Genomic DNA, 19,713 nt, shown 5'->3' on the forward strand with positions numbered 1-19,713 from the left:
TACATGGAAGAATTCGTCGGAAAAGTGTGGCATCGCTGGGTCACGCGCGCGGCGATGGGCAACCACCCGGACGCCGTCGTGAAGCTGAACGAGATCGAACGCACCGCCGGCGTCTTCTTTCGCGCGCTCGGCGGCGACCCCGGCTTGCGCGTGGCCGCGGCGACCGACGACGAGCACGGCGCTCGCCGCAGCCTGCTCAAGCGCATCGCCGGCGCGGGCGAACGGGCGGCGAGCGCGCGGATGGATGCGTCGACGCTGCGCCTGCCGCCCGAGATCGACGCCTTTCCCGAGCGCGCGCTGAACCGCGACCTCTACCTGTGGCTCGCCGCGCTGGCCGCCGCGCACAACGCGGTCGAAGCCTGCGGCATCGAAGAGGCCGACGACGACTTTCGCCGCAACCAGTTCGCGACCTGCGCCGCGCTCCATGCATGGCAAGGGCTTGAAGCGCGCTACCGGCGCCTCGTCGCCGCGTACCTGCCGACGCGCCCGCGTCCCGCGAAGCTGCCCGCGATCGAGGCCGAACGCGAGCGCGCGATCCAGCTGGCGCTCGAAGCGCCCGGCACCGTCTTCGCGCTGCCCACCGTGCCGCCCGGCACGCCGCCCGCGCTGCCGGTTTCGCTGTGGCTGACGGGCTCGCTCGCGCCGACCGGCACATTTCGGCGCACCACCGACGCCGACCCCGAGCAGACCGCCGACGGCGGCCCGCCCGCGTTCAACGAAAAGGAGCGCCACGCCCACCGCGCCGAACAGGTCGACATGCCGAAGGAGAAGAACGGCCTGCTGATCTTCTTCCGCGCCGAGAGCCTGCTCGCGGTCGCCGAGTTCCTGCGCATCAACCGCCCGACCGACGACGAGCCCGATCCGAACGCGGCCGACGCGGCGAAGGACCTCGACCACCTGTCGCTGACGCAGGACAAGGACCGCGTCGCGTCGAAAGTCCGCTTCGACCTCGACCTGCCGTCAGCCGCCGAGGACGACATCGTGCTCGGCCCTGGCATCCCGCTGCCCGAATGGGATTACCGCAAGGGCGTGCTGCTCCGGGACCACGTCCGCCTCGCCGAGCTCGCCGCACGCGACGCGCCGCCATGTCCGCTCCCCGAGCCGCTGCGCCGCACCGCGCGCCGGCTGCACCAGCAGTTCGCCGCGCTGCAACCGGGTCGGCGCTGGATCAAGGCGCAACAGGACGGCAGCGAGCTCGACGTGGACGCAGTTGTCCGCGCGCAGACCGACCGCGCCGTGGGTCGTCACCCGTCCGACCAGCTGTGGCTGTCGCTCGAAAAGCGCGAGCGCGATCTCGCCTGCATGGTGCTCGCCGACCTGTCGCTGTCGACCGACAGCTGGGTGTCGAGCGACGCGCGCGTCATCGACGTGATCCGCGACGCGCTGCTGCTGTTCGGCGAAGCACTCGGCGCAACCGGCGACCGGTTCGCGCTCGCGGGCTTCTCGTCGGTCAAGCGCAGCCAGGTGCGCTTCCACCGGCTGAAGGACTTCGGCGATCGATTCGACGACCGGATTCGCGGCCGCATCACCGCGATCAAGCCGGGCTACTACACGCGGCTCGGCGCGGCGATCCGGCGCGCGAGCCAGCTCCTCGCGGAGGAGCAGGCCGCCCGGCGCATCCTGCTGATCCTGTCCGACGGCAAGCCGAACGACCTCGACCTATACGAAGGCCGCTACGGCATCGAGGACACGCGCGTCGCGGTCAGCGAAGCGCGCAAGCAAGGCCTCGTGCCCTTCTGCGTGACGATCGACCGGGAAGGCGCCGGATACCTGCCACACCTCTTCGGCCCCGCCGGCTATGCAGTGATCCGCAAACCGGAGGAGCTTCCCGCGCGACTTCCCTTGTTCTATGCCCAACTGACGCGATAGCCATGCCGGTGATCGAATGCCCCCCCGAATTGCGGTCCAGCGCCGCGCCGCACGACACGCCGTCCCTCACCGGACCGCCGGACGAACGCCTGTGCAAGCTGCTCGCGCACGTCCCGCTGCTGAGCGGTTTCACCACCGCGGAACTCGCCCGCTTCGCTCACGGGGTTCGCGAGCAGACGGCCCCCCGCGGCACCGTCCTGTTCCACCGCGGTGATCCCTGCCACGGCTTCCACCTCGTCCTGTGCGGGCAGGTGAAGCTCGCGTTCACGTCCGCCGAAGGGCACGAGAAAGTCATCGAGATCATCCGCCCCGGCCAGAGCTTCGGCGAAGCGGTGATGTTCATGGAAAAGCCCTATGTCGTCATGGCGCAGGCGCTGACCGACTGCAAGCTGCTGCATATCTCGAAGAACGTGGTGTTCGACGAAATGGACCGGGACCCGCTGTTCTGCCGCCAGATCATCGCCGGCCTGTCGCAGCGCCTGCACCACCTCATCTCCGACGTCGAAACCTATTCGATGCAATCCGGCCGCGATCGCATCGTCGGCTACCTGTTGCGCGAGGAGGAACTCGGCGGCGAGCCCGGTTCGAGCGGCCGCGTATCAGTGCGGTTACCGACGAGCAAGGGGACGATCGCATCGCGGCTGAACCTCACGCAGGAACACTTCTCGCGAATCCTCCACGAGCTGACGGAGGCAGGCTTGATCAGCGTCGAAGGCCGGGTGATCCACATCCTCGACATCGAGAAACTGCGGACGACGCAAGAGCGCTTCTGATGGGCCGGCGTTTTCAGGCGTGCTGCCCTATTCCGAAAGTACTAGTCGCCCGAAGCGGACTGCGGAATAATCGCCTGGAGACAAAACGACGACAATTTCCATGCCCGCACAGGAAACCTGGCAGGAATTCGCTTCCGCTGCTGCGCGCCACGCGAGCAAACTGCATCTTTCGTCGGTCACCGGCAAGATGCGCGGCGTGCATCGTTGCGTCCGGGAGCGCCACCCCGCCGTCCACCGGATCGCGCTGGCGCTCTACGATTCCGAGTCGGGACTGCTGAAAACCTTCGCCGACAGCGGCACCGAGCTCGACGGTTGCTCGTGCCGCCTGCAGGACGCCCCCTGCCTCGTCGAGATCGCCGAGCGCGGCGAGGCGCAGGTGCTCGACGACCTCGAATCTAAAGTCACGCCGGCCTTGCGCCGCGGCGGCCGGCCCGACGGCGAGCGCTACCGGTCGACGCTGACGCTGCCGCTGCGCCAGGAAAACCGGCTGCTCGGCTTCCTGTTCTTCGACTCTCATGATTCGGGCGCCTTCCCCGAACAGGTCGTCGCGGACCTGCTTCCCTCCGGGCACCTGATCGGCATGATCGTGATACAGGAGCTGTCTGCGATCCAGATGCTCGTCGGCGGTCTCCGGCTCGCGAGCGAGTTCGCCCACGTCCGCGACCTCGAGACCGGCGCCCATCTCGACCGCATGGCGCGCTATGCACGGCTGATCGCACGCGAACTCGCGCCGAGCCACGGCCTGTCCGACGAATACGTCGAGCACGTCTTCCTGTTCGCCGCCCTTCACGACATCGGCAAGGTCGGCGTCCCCGATCGCATCCTGCTAAAACCCGGCCGGCTCGACGACGAAGAGCGCGAACTGATGCGTGAACACGTCGCCGTCGGCGTGCAGATGGCCGAGCGCCTGATCGGCGAATTCGGCCTCGCGAACTTCGCGAACATCGACATGCTGCGCAACATTGTCAGCGCGCATCACGAGCGCATGAACGGCGGCGGCTACCCGCTGGGCCTCGCCGGCGCCGCCATCCCGCTCGAAGCCCGCATCGTCGCGACCGCCGACGTCTTCGACGCGATCGTCTGCTCCCGCAGCTACAAACCGGCCTGGACTCTCGACCTCGCCTTCGAGGAAATCGTCCGCATGTCGGGCGACCACCTGTACCCGCCGGCGGTCACCGCACTCGTCGATTGCCGCCCGGAAGTGGAAGCGATCTACAACCGCTATCAGGAAACGCCGCCGCACTGATCGTTTCCGCCCCCCAGCACATGCTCGCACCGCCTCGTGGGCCTCGTCTCCAACCCCTGCCCGCCTCCTGCTTTCGGCTATAATCCCGCCCGCGCCGGCATAGCTCAGTTGGTAGAGCAACCGCCTTGTAAGCGGTAGGTCATCTGTTCGAGTCAGATTGTCGGCACCAATGGAATTTTCCGAGCTTGCCGTTTCATGTTCATTCACCGGTTTTCCACCGAGAACCGGTGCGAACAGAGTAGGCTCGCCTGACCACGGCCGATGTCGGGATTGTGCTTCGGCAGGCGGCGAACGGCCGACGAAGAAAATGATCGAGGGGTAACTGTAGAACCTCCCGGGCTCCTTTCTTCTGGCCGCGCCGCTGCTTCCCTCCTGCTATGGGGCGGCCAAAACGGCGTCGACCCAGTAATTTGAGCCGTTCCAAGTGTTCGTTGGAAACGCGCTCGCGCCATACATATATACGCCGTTCCCTCCCGTCACGAGCGGACTTGCGGGGGCGTGCAAGGGTCCTACGTCCACACCCTGCGTCGAAAAGTAGCCGGTGTCCGCCGAATAGAATCCCGTCGGCGTGTGGTAAGAGGCGATATAGATCTGTCCTGCCTGCACTGGGACGGGCGAGGTGAAGTCCGCCTGCTGCCAGCCGCTCGCGGTCTCGTTGGTGAAGGTTGCTGTCGCAAGCCGGGTTCCGGTCGCGGTCCAGATGCTCGCGACGTGAGGGCCCGTGTCCTGCGAGCCCTTGTAGAACCGCACCGCGGTCACCCGCGCATCGATATCCGATGTGAACTTGACGCCGAGTTCGACCGGATTCGGGTCGGCGACATTGACGAGTGTCGGGATGGCAGTCGGACCGAACAGGCTCCACGGGCCGGTGTTGCTGCCCTGTACGTCGACGGTGACGCTCGTATTCGACGTCTGCATGTTCAGGCTGTCGTCGATCGCCCGTGACCTGATGACGGCCGATCCGGGGGTCGTCGGCCGCCAGGAGTATGACCAGTTCTCCCGGCCGGAGGCCGGATGCCAGTTGATCCCATCATCGACCGAGACCTCCACCCCGCCGACACGACCCCCGCTGTCGGAGGCGGACCCGGTGATCGTCACGGTCTGGCCGAGCGGGAAGGAAGCGCCGGCGGTCGGCGCAGAGATCGACGACGTAGGCGCGACGGTGTCGGTTGACTTCGTCGCCCGCACCACGCCAGGCAGGATCGAGTCGGGCTGGACGCCCATGTCCGCAAAAAGATTGACGGTGGCCTGCCGCATGCGTGGATCGACGGTCGAGGACTCGTTGATATGGTCGCTGTCCAACCCCCACGACCAGCGCGTCGTGCCCGCGCCGAAAACCAGCGCCCCGCTCGGCGCACGGTACATCGTCAGGTTGTGGGTGGCGCTTCCCGGTCCGGTGGTGCTGCCGTAGTCGAGCAAATACTGCGTGACGCCGAGGTTGGTCGTGGACAGGCGGATTGCGCCCGGGGGACGGAAGCCGTTGTCGCGGTCTTCGTCCCATTCGTAGCCGAGGACGTTGGGGGTCAGGGTCGCCGTCTGGCCGGCGGCAAGGGCGGCGACGCTGGTGTCGCGCCAGAATCGCATCTTGCCGTCGGCAGCGGGGACCTCGATCGTGTCGAGTCGGTAGGAATCGACCTGGAAGATCGAGCCGGTCAACCGGTTTTCCGGTCGTCCGCCGTCGCTCGGCGGGCTGAACCGTGGATCGCGCCAGGTTCCGGTCCACTCGCTGCTCGGGTCGATCTTGCTGTTCGACCAGGTTTCCTTGTAGCTGACGAGAGTGCGATGGTCGTCCTCCCAGCGCGTTTTCCAATAGACTTCGTTGCCGCTGAAGAACGCAAGATTGACTCCGGCATCGCGAGCGGCCTCGATGTTGACGCGCTGCTGATTGGACCAGTATTCGTCATGGCCGACGGACAGGAAGGCCTTGTGTTCGAGCAATTCCTGCCCCCTTCGGTCGGTGTCGACTCCGGTGCTGTAGCTCATGTTGTAGCCATTGGCTTCGAGCCAGCGGATCATCGGGTACTCGGAGTCGAAAAGCGGCACGTTGACCGAATTCGTCGCCGGTCCGAACGGCCGGTTGTAGCTGACCTTATGCGCCTGGGTCGGCGAGGACGGCGTGCCGGTGTAGAAATTCTCCCCGCCCCAAAGGTTGTAGGCCTGCCAGGTGGTGTCGGCGGTCTGGAACAGCATGTCCGAGCGACCGTCGTCGTCCCGGACCACGAAGTACATATGGTTCTCGCCGAAAGTGCCGTCCTCGCGTACCAGGTGCGCGATGTAGACGCCGGAGACGGCATCGGTGGGCACACTCCAGGACGCGGAAACGCTCCAGTTGCCGGCGTCGGTGAGTCCATCGGAGCCCTTGAGGGGCGCCGGTTGGCGGGTGATCGACGAGGGCTCGATCGTCGTGACATAGCGCGCGCCGTTTCCCTGGTAATACCCCATGCGATAGATGTCGATGCGATAGTCGGAGGCGGCGGTGTTGACCTTGAAGTCGACCGTCTGGCCCTGATCCACGCTGATGTCGGTGGCGAAGCCCTCGATCGCGGTGGTCGGGGCGTTGATCCCCCATACGCTCTGCGGCGTTCCCGGTCGCTGATTCTCGGCGACGATCGGATTGGGGAGCGCCTCGTTCACGCCGGTGACGGTCACCGAGACCGAAGCGGAGGACGTCGCCGCCTGCCCGTCGGATACCTGATACGTGAAACTGTCCGTAGCCTGCTCCCCCGCGTTCAGGGACTGGAATGCGCCGCCAGGACTGTAGGTGATCGTGTTGTTGGCGTTGATGACCGCCGTCCCTTGCGTGCCCGTCAGGTTGAGTAGCGACACGGTGAGCGGATTGCCGTCCGGATCGGAGTCGTTCGCCAGCACGGCGATCGTCACCGGGTTGTCTTCGCTGGTGGTCGCGACGTCCGCGACGGCACTGGGAGGCTGATTGCCTTCGGCCGCGACGGTCAAACTGACCGTCGCGGTGGACGTCGCATTGCTCAGATCCCGGATCGTGTAGGTGAAACTCGCCGGCCCGCTGTAGCCAGCATTCGGCGCAAACACCGCGCTGCCGGTTTGACTGGCCAGCGTGACCGAACCATTCACCGCCCCCCCGACCGAATCGACGGTGAGAGTCTCGTTGTCGGGGTCGGTGTCGTTGCCGAGCAGCGTGGACAGCGGGATGTTCAGCACGGTCCCGAAGGGCGTGCTGAAGCCGCCGTCGTTGTTGGCAACCGGCGGATCGTTGGCCGGCGTGACCGCGACATCGACGAACCCGGTCGCACTGCCGCTACCGTCGGACAGCGTGTATTGAAAGACTGCCGGCCCGTTGAAGTTCGCGGTCGGCGTAAAGACGATGTTGCCCCCCGTCAGCGTGACCGAACCGTGCGTGGCGCCACTGACGCCAGTGATGGTCAACGGATTACCTTCCGGATCGGTGTCGTTGGCCGTCAATTGGCCTGCCGACAGCGTCAGGGCCGTGTCTTCACCGGTGGACACGGAATCGCGATTGGCTACCGGCGGCTGATTGACCGGGCCCGACTGGAACACCACGTCGACCCAGTAGTTCGAGGCGGCAAAGGTCGACGCCGGGAAAGCACCGGTGGCCGTGTACCGATAAACGCCGTTGCCGCCCGAGGCCGCGCTCGCGGGGGCCGTCAAGGGGCCGTTCGTGTAAGCGGCGTTGAAGTAGTTCTCATTGATCGAGTACTTGCCCTGCGGCGCGAAGTAGGACGCGATATAGGTCGTGCCCGGGGTCACCGAGACCGGGCTGGCGAAGTTGACCTGCTGCCAGCCGCTCACGCTTTCGTTCGTGAAGGTGGCGGTCGCAAGCTGCGTCCCGGTCGACGTCCACAGGCTGCCGGTATGGGTGCCCAGATTCTGCGGCCCCTTGTAGAAGCGGATGCCGGTGACCTGGCCGGCAACGCTGGGTACGAATTTCACCCCGAGTTCGACGGATGCGCTGTCTGGGTCGGTGACGACGGCGGGGGTCGTCGAGGCGGACCACAACGAATTCATGCCCGACGTTCCACCGCTGCCCACGGTGACGTTTATGCCCGCTCCCGGGCTTTCCAGGTTAAGACTGTCGTCAGCCGCGCGGCTCTTGATACTGACGCTGCCCTCGGTGGCCGGCGTCCAACTGAAGGTCCAGTTGGCGCGCCCGGAGGCGCGCTTCCAGCTGGTGCCGCCGTCGGTCGACACCTCCACGCCGCCGACCCGCCCGCCGACATCGGACGCCGTGCCGGTGATCGTCACCGCAGTGCCGGGCTGCAGCGCGCTGCCGGCAGACGGCGACGTGATCGTCGAGGTCGGTCGCGTGGCGTCGGTGGAGGCGGTCGCAGCCGTCAATCCCGGCGTGAGCGTCGCGGGCTGCACGTGCATGTCGGCGAGAAAATTGACCGTCGCCTGTTGAATCCTGCTGTCCGTCGGGGATGCGCCATCGTGCACCGCGTCGAGTCCCCACCCCCACTGCGTGGTGCCGGCGCCGAAAACGAGGGCGCCACTGCCGGCGCGGTACAGGGTGAGGCTGTGCGTCGCCGCTTCCGTCCCATAGGTCGAGCCGAAGTCCTGCAGGCGGCTCGTGCTCGGATCGAAAGTCGACGAAAGCCGGATCGTCCCGGCAGGCCGGGAGCCGTTGTCGAGGTTTTCGTCCCACTCGTAGGAAAGGATGTCGGACGCGAGGGTGGTGTCGGTGGTGCCGAGACCGGTGTTGCGCCAGAACCGCAGCATGCCGTCTTCCGCCGGCACCGTTATCCGCGTCGGCGGATCGCTGCCGTCGTTGACCGTGAATAGCTGCCCGGTCAGTGCGTTTTCGGGGCGGCCCGCGTCGCTCTCGAAGCGCGGGTCGCGCCAGGTGCCGGTGGCCTGCGCGCTGGGATCGTCGATACCGACCGGATGGGTTTCCTTGTACGAGACCAGCGTAGCGTAAGGCGTGCCGGAGCCGTCGATATGCTTTCCCAGCGCGTCTTCCAGAACACCTCGTTGCCGCTGAGGAACGCGAGATTGACGCCCGCGTCGCGCGCCGCTTCGACGTTGGCCCGTTGCTGGCCGGACCAGTATTCGTCATGACCGACGGACAGGAAGGCCTTGTGTTCGAGGATCTCGGCGCCGCGCCGATCGCTGTCGATGCCCGAGAAATACGACACGTCGTAACCGTTAGCCTCCAGCCAGCGGAGCGTCGGGTATTCAGAGTCGAACAGGAAGTCCTCGGGCTGGCCAGGCACGCTGCCGAAACGGGTGTTGATCGGCCGGTTGTAGCTGACCTTGTAAGCCCGCCCCGCCGGCGAGCCGGAATAGAGGCTGTTGCCGCCCCAGTCGTTGTAGGCCTGCCACGTGGTGTCCGAGGTCTGGAACAGGACATCGGAGCTGCCGTCGTCGTCGCGCACGACGAATGGAATGTGGTTGGCCCCGGCCGGCCCGCTCTCCCGCACCAGCTTGCCGATATAGACGCCCGAGACGGCGTCGCCGGGAACGTCCCAGGTGGCCGAAACCGTCCAGTTGCCCGCATCCACGACCCCGGTGGCAGGGTCGGTCACCGGGCCGGGCTGCGCCCCGAGGAAGACGGGCTGCACCGTCGCGACCCTCCGCGCGCCGTCACCGTTGTAGTAACCGAGCCGGTAGATGTCGATCCGGTAGTCGGTGGCGTCGGTCTTGACCTTGAACCGGACCGTTTCGCCCTGGTTCACGCTGAACTGCGCGACATACCCCTCGATGCTCGTGTCGTAGCTGCTGACGTCCCACTCGCTCTTCGGATTTCCCGGTTTCTGGTTCTCGAGCACGATCTCGTTCGGCCCCGCCGCGCCGACCACGATGCTGACGGTCGCCGGACTGCTCAACGCCTGACCGTCGCTGGCCTGATAGGTGAAGCTCGCATTGCCCGTGAAACCGGCGGTCGGGGTGAAGATGAAGTTGTCGCCGCTCGCCTCAATCGTGCCGTTAACCGCCCCGCCCGTATTGGCGACGGTGAGCACGCTGTTGTCGACGTCGGTGTCGTTGGCGAGCAGCGCCGACGCCGAGATGGTCACCGGCGTGCCGACTGCGGTGCTGAAGCCGGCATCGTTGTTCCCGATCGGCGGGTCGTTGACCGCGCTGACGGTGACGCTGACGTTGCCGGTGGCGCTCCCGCCGCGACCGTCGGAGAGCGTGTAGGTGTAGCTGCCGGTGCCGTTGAAGTTCGGCGTCGGCGTGAACACGACGTTGCCGCCGCCGAGAAGCACGGTGCCGTTGGTGGCGTTGCCGACGCCGGTGACGGACAGCACATCGGCGGCATCGGGGTCGCTGTCGTTCGCGGTGAGGGTCGTCGTGGTCACCGACCACGGGGTGTCCTCGTTGGTCGTGCCCGCGTCGGCGGCCGCTACCGGCGGCTGGTTCGCTCCCCCTACCGAGACCGTGACATCGGAAAACTGCAGGAACTCGATGTTGCGAATGGTATCCGCGCCGTCAGGCGTCCCGGCGCGAAGATCGGCGACGGTGAATTCGCCCGCCGCACCCGCCGTGACGCCGTAGTCGGTCCGCAGCCCCGAGAAGCGCGCGGTGTCGATGCCTGCCCCGCCGTCGACGAGGTCGTTGCCGGGCGCGCCGGCAAGAGTGTCGTCCCCGTCTCCGCCATTGAGGGTATTGGCCGCGGCGTTGCCGGTCAGGTCGTTGGCAAGGGCGTTGCCGGCCCCCGTCAGTGCGTTCGTGTCGGTGAGGACGAGGTTCTCCACATTGGCCGCCAGCGTATGGCTTACGCCGGCATTCACGACGTCGACGCCGTCGCCTGCGTTCTCGGTAACCACGTCGCCCGAGTTGTCGACCGTGTAGCGGTCGTCGCCTGCACCGCCGATCATCGTGTCGGCGCCCGCGCCGCCGTCGAGGGCATTGTTGCCGGCGTTTCCGGTAAGGGCGTTGGCGAGGGTGTTGCCGGTCCCTTCGAGGTCGCCGCTGCCGTCGAGCACCAGGCGCTCGACGTTGGCGCCGAGCGTGTGCGTGATGCTCGCGCGGACAGTGTCGGTGCCAGCATTGGACGCCTCGGTCACCGCATCGCCTGGGTCGTCCACGAAGTAGGTGTCGTTACCCGCCCCGCCCGTCATCACGTCGGCCCCCGTGCCACCGTCGAGCGTGTCGGCGCCACCCGCCCCCGCGAGCGAGTTGCTTCCCCCGTTGCCGGTGATGATATTCGAGAGGCCGTTACCGGTGCCGTTAAGGTCGGCGGTGCCGGTGAGCACCAGATTCTCGACCCGCGCCGGAAGCGTATAGCTCACGCTCGCGAGCACGGTGTCGGTGCCGCCGGTGGTCGAGGACTCGGTCACGACGTCGGCCGTGCTGTCGACGACGTAGCTGTCGTTGCCGCCCCCCCCGGTCATCGTGTCGTTGCCCGCGCCACCGTCGATTCGGTCGGCGAACGCCGTGCCGGTGAGCGTGTTGCCGCCCGCGTTGCCGGTAATGCCCAGACCGTAGCCGACGCCGCTCGCATTGACGCGATGGGCGATCGTCCCGGAGCTGTCGGCCACCGGCCCCGTCCCGGTACCGATCACAAACTGCTCGACATTGGTGAGCGAACTGCCCAACGTCAGCGTTTGCACGGCATCGGTGTTCGTGAAGCGCAGTTCGTCTACCGCTCCCGCGCCATCGATGATGCCGCCGGTCATGGCGCCCGAGGTCGGCACCAGGATGAGATCTTCCCCATCGGTCCCGCTCACCGACTGGCCGGCCGTCTTCGTGAAGATAGCGCCGGGAGCCTCGCCGGGACCGCCCGCGCCCTCGAGGGAGCGACCTGCCGCGCCGGCGGGAAGTCCGCGCAGATCCGTCGGACGGCTGACGGTGACCGTCGCCGAAGTCGTCGCGGTGCCTCCCCTGCCGTCGGCCACGGTGTACAGGAAGGTCGTCTCGTAGGACGAGAAACCGGCGAGCGCCCACTGGATGCCCACCGGCGGCGTGAAGACGACGGAATTGCCGACGATCCTTGCGCTATCCGCCGGCTTTGCCTTGACCTGCGTGATCGTCAGGCGATCGCCGTCGAAATCGACATCGTTGCCGAGCAACCAGCCGAAGGGTATCGCCAGGGACTGGCCGTCGACGGTCGCCAAGCCCTCGTCGGCCTGCAGGAGCGGCGCATTGTTGGAACCGTTGAGAAAGACCTTGCGGTCCTTGAAATCCACCCGCTCGACGTTGCGCAGCAGATCACTGCCGTCGTTCTGTCCCGCACGGGAGCGGGCGTGGGTGACCCTGACCTGCGTCGAAGAGATCCGCGAAATGTCATATTCGAAAACGGAGCCGCGGTAGCGGGCGATATCGCTGCCGCCGCCGCCCTCGAGGACGTCGTTGCCCGCCCCGCCGATCAAGACATCGCCGCCGGTCCCGCCCACGAGCTCATCGTTCCCCTCCCGGGCGTCGAGCTCGGCCGGGCGAGCGCCGGCGGCGATGCGATCGGCGCGGGGTGAGCCGGCAAGTCTCTGCGGCGCCACGCGCGTGAGGCTTTCGGGACTGTTGTCCACGGGCGGCGACGCCTGAACTTCAGTCGCGCCGAGCGTGCCGAGGTCCGAGTACGCCGGTTCGAGGGACGTTTCAACGCCCACTCCGCCACCCGCGGCATCCCGAAGCTCGACGGACGTGGAGAATGTGGTCGCGTTGGAGACGACCGGCCTCTGTCCTTCGGTCGGACCCCGCGCACCTTCCGCAATATCCGGATTGCTTTTCTGGACGTGAAAGCCGAAACCGGAGCCGGTTCGCGCCGCGCTGCCGGGAATTCCGAAACCGACGTCGTTCCCCTCGGCCGCCGTGGCGGCAAGACCAACGAGTCTGGGTGCGCTGGCGCCCTGCCCCTTTACGCTATGACGGGACAACCGACCCTCGCCCCTTGCGAGAGCGAAGGCTCCCTTCGCGTCTCCTGTATCGCGCGCGAACGTGCTGTCGCGTGCCGGCGAGGAGCGTGAACCCTCGGGAGCGCCGCCGGCGATCAGCTCGCCGATGCGAGATGTCCGCTGCTCGAACGCCTGCTTCGAATCGTCCTCAACCGCGCTTTTTCTTGCCAGATACCTCGCGGATGCGCGCCGTCTTGACTTTATGGACCGCATGCGCACCCCCTCGGACCTGCCCGCTTTTTCTAGTTTTCATGATTAGACTATTCGTAACGGAAGATCAATTTCCCCACTGTTACCATGGCCTGAGGTCGTCCAATGGAGAATTCAGCGATGCATCATGAAGTGTTCGTAGACGGCATCAGCGAAATCACCGTGACGGGACCCACCGTCCGTATCGACACCTTTACCGTGTCCCCGTCGGAGAAGGATGCCGACGGCAATCCCAGGCCGGTGCATCGGGAGCGCATCATCATGACTCTTGAGAGCTTCATGAATGCGCGGGATCTCATCGAACGGGTCGCGCGGGAACTGGTTCAGGGCGGCGCCGTCCGGCGTGTCGAACCCCCCTCTGAAAAGGCGACTGCGAAATCCGCCAGCTCGCCGAATTTTCCCTCCCGCTATTCCTGAGGAGCGGTCGGTTACGATCGGGCGGCGTCCTCTCGACGGGCGAGGCCGCGCCCTCATCGCTTCTCCGACGCTTACGCCTGTCAATTCGTCTTCTCGGAACGCGGGGCCCGCGATCGTCTGCCTCTTCTCCGCCGATCAGCTGCACACCGCGCGAGCCACCGTCGGCTGGGGACAAGAGGTTCCGTGGAGGAATTTCGATGCAGATCGGACGAGCAACTGCGGGCGCAATGAAACGGACCGCCGTCGATCCAGGAGAAAGCCCGCCGCCGCCCGGTAACATCCGTGCCCCCACGCTCGGCCAACGCGCCTGCCCGAATGTGCGTCGGCAAACGCCTTTCGTGTCGCCCGCATCATGCAGATAGCTGCCGCGGAAACCGAGCATTTCGAAACCGACGCGTCTCCTTCCGCTGACCAGGAGCGGATCGCGCCGGATGCAAGGGAGTTCCACGACTCGGAAACCGCAGGCCACACGGCTCTGGGCTGCCTGGTGGCTGTAGCCGCGCACTTCGGCATCTCGACGTCCTGCGACAAGCTGGCGCTGGAATATGGCCTCTCGGAAAAGGAGCCGGTCCCAGCGCAGATCGTTTCCATTGCGCAGAAGCTGGGACTGCGTGCGCGGGCGGAGCGCCTCACTTTCGAGCGCCTCATTGCCCTGGACCGGGCCTATCCGGTCATCGCGCGACTCGACAACGACAACAGCGTCGTCGTCGCGGGCATGCATCAAACTCCGGACGGGGTACGCGTTGCCGTGTTCGACCCGCTTGCCGCCCAGAACGGCGTTTTCCTCCTCGAGGCTGAGCGTTTTCAGGAGCGCTGGACGGGAGGGGTCGTTTTCATCCAGCGTGATTACCGCCTCAGCGATCCGCACCAACCCTTCGGACTGCGCTGGTTCATTCCGGAGATCCTGCGGCAGGGATCGGCGTTTCGCGACGTCGCGATCGGCACCCTCGCGCTCTACATCGTCGCGCTTGCCGTCCCCATCTTCTTCCAGCTCGTGATCGACAAGGTCGTCGCGCACGAGAGCAAGTCGACGCTGTACGTTTTGACGGTCGGCGTGATGCTCGCCCTGTTGTTCGAATCGGTCTTCGGCTTCGTCCGCCAATACCTTCTTCTCTACGCATCCAACAAGATCGATCTGCGGCTTGCGACGCGGACCTTCAGCCATCTGCTTGCGCTGCCGATCGACTACTTCGAGGGAGGCTCCGCGGGGGTGCTCGTGCGCCACATGCAGCAGGCGGAGAAAATCCGCGAGTTCCTCACCGGTCGCCTCTTCCTGACGCTTCTCGACGCTTGTGCACTCCTGGTCGTCATACCGGCGCTGCTCTTCTATAGCGCGAAGCTGACAGGCGTCGTTTTCTTCTTTGCGGGCGCGATCGCGGTCATCGTGGCGTCCATGATCGGCCCGTTCCGACGGCGGCTGCTCGACCTCTACAACGCCGAGGCCGAAAAGCAGGCGATGTTGGTCGAAGCCATCCATGGGATGAGAACCGTGAAGACGCTCGCGATCGAGCCGATCCAGCGTCGCAAGTGGGACGGTCGAACCGCGGCAGCAATTCGGACGCGCTTCCGGGTGGGAAAGATCGGAATCTCCGCCCAGGCGGCCACCGGCTTTCTCGAAAAAACCATGGTTGTCGCGATCATCGCCTTCGGCGCCCAGGCGGTGTTCGACCACGACCTCACGATAGGCGCACTGATCGCCTTCCAGATGCTCTCCGGGCGCGTCGTTAGCCCGCTCGTGCAGATCGTCTCGCTGGTACAGGAGTATCAGGAAACGGCGCTGTCGGTCCGCATGCTGGCCACGGTAATGAACCATCCTCCAGAGCAGCAGCGCACGTCGGGGCTGACGCCGCACCTGACCGGCGCCGTGGAGCTGGACCGAATCAGCTTCCGCTACGCGGCGGGCGGCAATCCGGTGATCGACGGCGTCTCCCTTTCCATTCCTGCAGGGTCGCTCATCGGCATCGTCGGCAAGAGCGGGTCGGGCAAGACGACGATCACTCGCCTAATGCAGGGGCTCTACCCCGTGCAGGAGGGTGTGATCCGATTCGACGGCGTCGACATCCGTGAAATCGATCTGTCTCACTTGCGCCATAACATCGGCGCCGTCCTGCAGGATAGTTTCCTGTTCCGCGGCTCCGTTCGGGAAAACATCGCGGCGACCAAGCCCTGGGCCTCGATGGACGAAGTGATCACGGCTGCGAAGATTTCGGGCGCGCACGAGTTCATCGAGCGTCTGCCACAGGGTTTCGATACGCCGATCGAAGAAAATGCCGAGAATTTCTCCGGTGGGCAGAAACAGCGTCTCGCCATCGCACGCGCACTGCTCACTCAGCCGCGCTTCCTGATTCTCGATGAGGCGACGAGCGCGCTCGACCCGGAGAGCGAGGGAATCTTTCTTGCGCGGCTCGGCGGCATTCGCGCCGGTCGCACCGTCCTGATCATCTCCCATCGCCTGACGACCCTCGTCCAGTGCGACCGGATCGTCGTATTCGACCAGGGTCACATTGCCGACGTTGGCCCCCACCATGAACTGGTGCAGCGATGCGAGATCTATCGGCGTCTGTGGAATCAGCAGACGAAACATCTTTAGGGTGCTGATCCGCCGCAGATGCCCACCGACCCTTTGATTCCAGCCGTTCGCGGCGGATTTTTGTCCGACGCGGAGGCGATCGAGAACGAGCCGATGCCCTGGCCGGCCCGCGTCACGCTCTACCTGCTGGCCGGCTTACTGATCGTCGCGGCGACGTGGGCGTTTTTCGCCAAAGTCGATCGCATCGTCGTCGGCCGCGGCAAGCTGATCACGACCACGCCGACGGTCGTCGTGCAGCCACTCGAACCGTCGATAATCCGCAGCGTCGAGGTGCAGGTGGGTCAGGTCGTGAAAAAGGGGACCCGGCTCGCGACATTCGATCCGACCTTCGTTAGCTCCGATCTCTCACAACTCAGTGTCCGGCACGCGAGTCTCGACGCGCAGACGAGACGGCTCGAGGCGGAGCTGTCCGGCGCCAAGACTCCTGCGGACGCGCCGGGCAATGCCGAGGAGTTGCTGCAATTGCGGCTATTCCAGGAGCGGCGCGCCAATCTCGAGTCGCGGCTCACCTCGCTCGACGAGAACGTCAAGCGCCTCAAGGCGGCCATCGCGGGCAACAAGCGCGAAGAGACGGTCCTGCGCGAGCGGCTGCAGAAGACCCTGGAGATCCAGCGCATGCACGAATCACTCGGTCAGGGAAACTATGCGCCCAAGCTGAAGGTCCTCGAAGTCCAGCGGGATCGCCTCCAGACCGAGCGAGATCTGGAGCAACTGCTGAGTGACACGGGCCAGCTCACGCGCGAGATCGCCAAGCTCGAAGCAGACCGGACGTCCTTCAGCCAGGACTGGCGCTCGAAAGTCATGGAGGAGCTGGTCGTTGTGAAGCGCGACCGGGACGCGGCGGCCGATCAGCTCAAGAAGGCTGAGCGGAAGACCGAGCTCGCGATCGTGACGGCGCCGGTCGATGCAGTGGTGCAGGAGATTGCGAAGCGATCGACGGGGTCGGTATTGAAGGAAGCCGAACCGTTGCTGACACTCGTTCCCCTCGACGCGCTGCTCGAGGCCGAGGTCGAGATCGACGCCCGCTACATCAGTTACATCCGCGCAGGCGATCCGGTGCGCATCAAGCTGGACACGTTTCCCTTCCAGCAGTACGGCGTCATCAAGGGGCGGGTCCGGACCGTGAGCGAAGACTCCTTCATCCGTCCGCAAGGGGGAGGAGAGGCGCAGAACCTCGGCCGCGAAGCGTTTTACCTGGCGCGTCTGACGGTAGAGGACCCGACGCTCGACGGGGTGTCTCCGGACATTCGATTCCTGCCAGGAATGACGCTTACTGCGGAGGTGGTGTTCGGCAATCGCACCGTCATGTCCTACCTCCTCTATCCCGTCATCCGCTCGCTCGATGAGGGACTGCGTGACCCGTAGCATCGCGGGTGGCAAATTCCGAAGAACACGCCGATTCCGCTACCTCAACCGCCATCACCGGTCCCGATCCAGCTGCGAACCTGCTCGATCACCCAGCGCGGGTCGTCCAGCGGAAGATCGTGCCCGGCGCGCGGGTGCATCCTGATCGGGCAGTTCCATGCGTCGGCGAGGGCTTGCGAGCAGCGGGCGTCGACCAGCGCATCGTTTCGGCTCGCGAGGAGCAGCAGCGACGCGGCGGGTTTCGCAGCCGGGGCGCGATATCGCGCGGCAGCGCACAGTTGCCGCCATGCGTTCTTCCGCGTGACGGGATACTCGTCGCGAAAAGCGACCCAGTCTTTCAGCACCTCCGATGTCTCCGCGCGCAGCCGGCTGGTCGCGCTGAAGATTCTCGCCTCCCACTCGGCCGCACTCCCCCCGAAAACGGCGAGCTTCAGAAGCGGAAGATAATTGCTCGGACGCAGGCGCCGGTAATACGGGCTGAAGGGGCGCAGGCTCGTGTTGATCAGCACGCAGCGGCGCACTTCGCCGGGATACGCGTGCGCCCACGCCACCGCCACCATCGCCCCGAGCGACATCGCCAGCACGTCGTACGGCGGTGCGACGCCGCGGCGCGCCAATTCGGCGCGGCAATGGCCGGCCATTTCCCGCACGTCGGCGGAACTGGCCGAGCGATGCAAGACGCCATTGCCGGGAAAGTCGATCGTCAGTACGCGCGCGCCGGGATCGGCCTGCCGGAAAGACTCCGGGAAATCGCCCCAATGACGACTTTCGCGCGTGAGACCACGCAGCAGGATCCAGGTCTTCATCGGCTCATCGGTACCATTCGGCGATCGCCCGCGCGTGGTGCTCGTCGCGCGCCTCGTCGACCGGCAGCCACAAGCGATGGCTCGCGGCGGCCCGCGCGAGGAAATCCATCAACGACAGGTGCCGGCGCAGCACGCGCTGCTGCCGATGCGCGATCTGCGGGTTGAAGATCCCCTGGCGGGAGAAGAGTTGACGCGGGTTTTTCTTGATCCACAGCCATGCGCCCATTTCCAGCGTCAGCGGCAGGAAGATCTTTTCGGCGGTCGCGCACGCGCGCAGATGCAGGTAATCCCAGAGATCGCCGTGGGTCAGGTACTGATGGCTTTGCGGCTCGAAGATGTACGGGTGATGGACGTGCGTCTGGCGAAAGATCTCCTTCAACGCGTACACCTCCGCTAGCTGCGGCAAGGGGTTGCGGGTGTGGGCATACGGGAACCAGATGCGGTCGCCCAACCCGAAGCCGGAGTGGCAATCGAGGGCGATACTGAAGTCGCGGGCGAGGAGCTCTGCGCCGACGACGTCGCACAGCGCGCGGCTCTCGGTTTCCATCGTGCCGTCGCGCGTGCCGCGATACCACGGCAGGCGCGCGCTGATCCGCTGCCCGCCGACCAGCAGCGGCACGCGTTCGCGCGCATCGAGCGGCGCATTCCGCATCAGGTCGACGCCGTTCGGATTGGCGCGCGTGCCGCGCCGCATACCGCCCGGATTCACGAGGGGCATGAAGATCAGGCGCACGGATTCCAGCTGGCGGTGGAAGGCCGAATCCCATTTGAGGCGCATCACGAGGTGGCGCAGATACGCGATCACGACGTCCGAGCCGATTCGCTCGAGCCCATGCACGCCGCCGAAGAACCCGATTGCCGGCGCGGCGCGGTCGGGGTTTCCCAGTGCGACGAGATAGATCGGCAGTTTTTCTCCCGCTTCGTCGACTTCGGCGATCACCCGCGTCTCAAGGCGGCCGCTGCCTGCGTCGATGACGTGTTCGAGTTCAAGCAGTTCGGGAATCACGGGGAGCACCACGGCCGGACGTCAGGAGAAAACCGGGAAAAACCGCGGGGAAGGCGACGGGCAGGTAGCGAAGCGGCGCAGCGGCGCGCGTCCGCGGATCGAGCTCCGACACGAGACTGCCATGTTTCATCGGTAGGGTGGCCGGGTCGTCATTACTTGCCTCCAGGAGAACGCATGCGCTGGAAATTCTTCGACCTGCAAGCGATCCTCGATGAAATCTTCGTCGACAACTGGCTCTATCCGTGGCGGCTGACCGACGACCGCCGGGCGAGCCGCCGATGAGCGCGCTGATCCGGCAACTCGTCCGCTCGCCTGTAGTTTCAATGGGAAGCGCCATTGTCTGGGGTCTGCTCGAGTTCGTCGCGTTGCAACGGGCGCATCGCGGGCGACGCACCTCCAGGCCTCATCGACGCCGGGGCCACGCCTCAATGTAGCGCGCGAAACCGGGCTGTGGAATAAGGAAAAAACAGCTGCTCCGTCACCCTCGGAGCGACCTTTCCGCACGCGCCGAAACGCACGAGCGGACGACCGCGGTCGCGCCCGCGGCGCTGCGGAAACTGGCCGGCAACGCACGTGGCGGGGAATCCGCTGCCGGCCTTCCCGGCG

The 19,713-nt window shown here is 65.9% G+C and carries 9 protein-coding genes, 1 tRNA gene and 1 pseudogene; 7 read left to right on the forward strand and 4 right to left on the reverse strand.

Going from position 1 to position 19,713, the window contains the following annotated elements:
- Nucleotides 1-3 precede the first annotated feature (3 nt).
- The 4 genes from ROZ37_RS17925 to ROZ37_RS17940 all read left to right on the forward strand — a co-directional run bounded on the left by ROZ37_RS17925 (nt 4) and on the right by ROZ37_RS17940 (nt 4,057).
- Nucleotides 4-1,869, forward strand: coding sequence for a VWA domain-containing protein (locus tag ROZ37_RS17925; RefSeq protein ID WP_312661392.1), 1,866 nt, complete (start codon nt 4-6; stop codon nt 1,867-1,869).
- Between the two features lie 2 nt (nt 1,870-1,871).
- Nucleotides 1,872-2,642, forward strand: coding sequence for a Crp/Fnr family transcriptional regulator (locus ROZ37_RS17930; RefSeq protein WP_312661393.1), 771 nt, complete (start codon nt 1,872-1,874; stop codon nt 2,640-2,642).
- A 100-nt stretch (nt 2,643-2,742) separates the two neighbouring features.
- Nucleotides 2,743-3,888, forward strand: coding sequence for an HD domain-containing phosphohydrolase (locus ROZ37_RS17935; RefSeq protein WP_312661394.1), 1,146 nt, complete (start codon nt 2,743-2,745; stop codon nt 3,886-3,888).
- 93 nt (nt 3,889-3,981) lie between these two features.
- Nucleotides 3,982-4,057 (forward strand) — tRNA-Thr (locus ROZ37_RS17940).
- Between the two features lie 206 nt (nt 4,058-4,263).
- On the opposite strand, the gene ROZ37_RS17945 is transcribed toward ROZ37_RS17940, so the two are convergent.
- Together ROZ37_RS17945 and ROZ37_RS17950 are read right to left on the reverse strand one after the other, a co-directional pair.
- A complete protein-coding gene (locus tag ROZ37_RS17945) occupies nt 4,264-8,253 on the reverse strand; it encodes a DUF4082 domain-containing protein (RefSeq protein WP_409449973.1) in 3,990 nt (1,329 codons plus the stop codon).
- 129 nt (nt 8,254-8,382) lie between these two features.
- Nucleotides 8,383-12,926: pseudogene (locus ROZ37_RS17950) on the reverse strand (N,N-dimethylformamidase beta subunit family domain-containing protein); the annotation flags it as partial.
- Nucleotides 12,927-13,043: 117 nt separating this feature from the next.
- Between ROZ37_RS17950 and ROZ37_RS17955 the strand changes: the two are divergent.
- From ROZ37_RS17955 to ROZ37_RS17965, 3 genes are all read left to right on the forward strand, one after another.
- Complete coding sequence (locus tag ROZ37_RS17955) at nt 13,044-13,340, forward strand: hypothetical protein (protein ID WP_312661396.1); 297 nt, start codon at nt 13,044-13,046, stop codon at nt 13,338-13,340.
- Nucleotides 13,341-13,692: 352 nt separating this feature from the next.
- Nucleotides 13,693-15,930 (forward strand): peptidase domain-containing ABC transporter, encoded by a 2,238-nt coding sequence (locus tag ROZ37_RS17960; protein WP_312661398.1) that lies wholly within the window; start codon nt 13,693-13,695, stop codon nt 15,928-15,930.
- A 93-nt stretch (nt 15,931-16,023) separates the two neighbouring features.
- On the forward strand, nt 16,024-17,295 hold the full coding sequence (locus ROZ37_RS17965) for an HlyD family type I secretion periplasmic adaptor subunit (RefSeq protein WP_312661400.1): 1,272 nt from the start codon (nt 16,024-16,026) through the stop codon (nt 17,293-17,295).
- 44 nt (nt 17,296-17,339) lie between these two features.
- Here the strand turns inward: ROZ37_RS17965 and ROZ37_RS17970 are convergent, their stop codons facing one another.
- Together ROZ37_RS17970 and ROZ37_RS17975 are read right to left on the reverse strand one after the other, a co-directional pair.
- A complete protein-coding gene (locus ROZ37_RS17970; RefSeq protein WP_312661401.1) occupies nt 17,340-18,101 on the reverse strand; it encodes an alpha/beta hydrolase in 762 nt (253 codons plus the stop codon).
- 4 nt (nt 18,102-18,105) lie between these two features.
- Nucleotides 18,106-19,107 carry a M14 family metallopeptidase gene (locus ROZ37_RS17975; RefSeq protein WP_312661402.1) on the reverse strand — a complete coding sequence of 334 codons (1,002 nt, stop codon included), beginning with the start codon at nt 19,105-19,107 and terminating at the stop codon, nt 18,106-18,108.
- Nucleotides 19,108-19,713: the final 606 nt, after the last annotated feature.

The sequence above is a fragment of the Aromatoleum sp. genome (genome assembly GCF_032027225.1).
GTDB lineage: Bacteria > Pseudomonadota > Gammaproteobacteria > Burkholderiales > Rhodocyclaceae > Aromatoleum.

Coding starts and splice junctions, on each gene's coding strand:
- ROZ37_RS17925 (WP_312661392.1), top strand. CDS start 4: ATGGAAGAATTCGTCGGAAAAGTGTGGCATCGCTGGGTCACGCGCGCG.
- ROZ37_RS17930 (WP_312661393.1), top strand. CDS start 1,872: ATGCCGGTGATCGAATGCCCCCCCGAATTGCGGTCCAGCGCCGCGCCG.
- ROZ37_RS17935 (WP_312661394.1), top strand. CDS start 2,743: ATGCCCGCACAGGAAACCTGGCAGGAATTCGCTTCCGCTGCTGCGCGC.
- ROZ37_RS17945 (WP_409449973.1), bottom strand. CDS start 8,253: ATGCACGTGCAGCCCGCGACGCTCACGCCGGGATTGACGGCTGCGACC.
- ROZ37_RS17955 (WP_312661396.1), top strand. CDS start 13,044: ATGCATCATGAAGTGTTCGTAGACGGCATCAGCGAAATCACCGTGACG.
- ROZ37_RS17960 (WP_312661398.1), top strand. CDS start 13,693: ATGCAGATAGCTGCCGCGGAAACCGAGCATTTCGAAACCGACGCGTCT.
- ROZ37_RS17965 (WP_312661400.1), top strand. CDS start 16,024: ATGCCCTGGCCGGCCCGCGTCACGCTCTACCTGCTGGCCGGCTTACTG.
- ROZ37_RS17970 (WP_312661401.1), bottom strand. CDS start 18,101: ATGAAGACCTGGATCCTGCTGCGTGGTCTCACGCGCGAAAGTCGTCAT.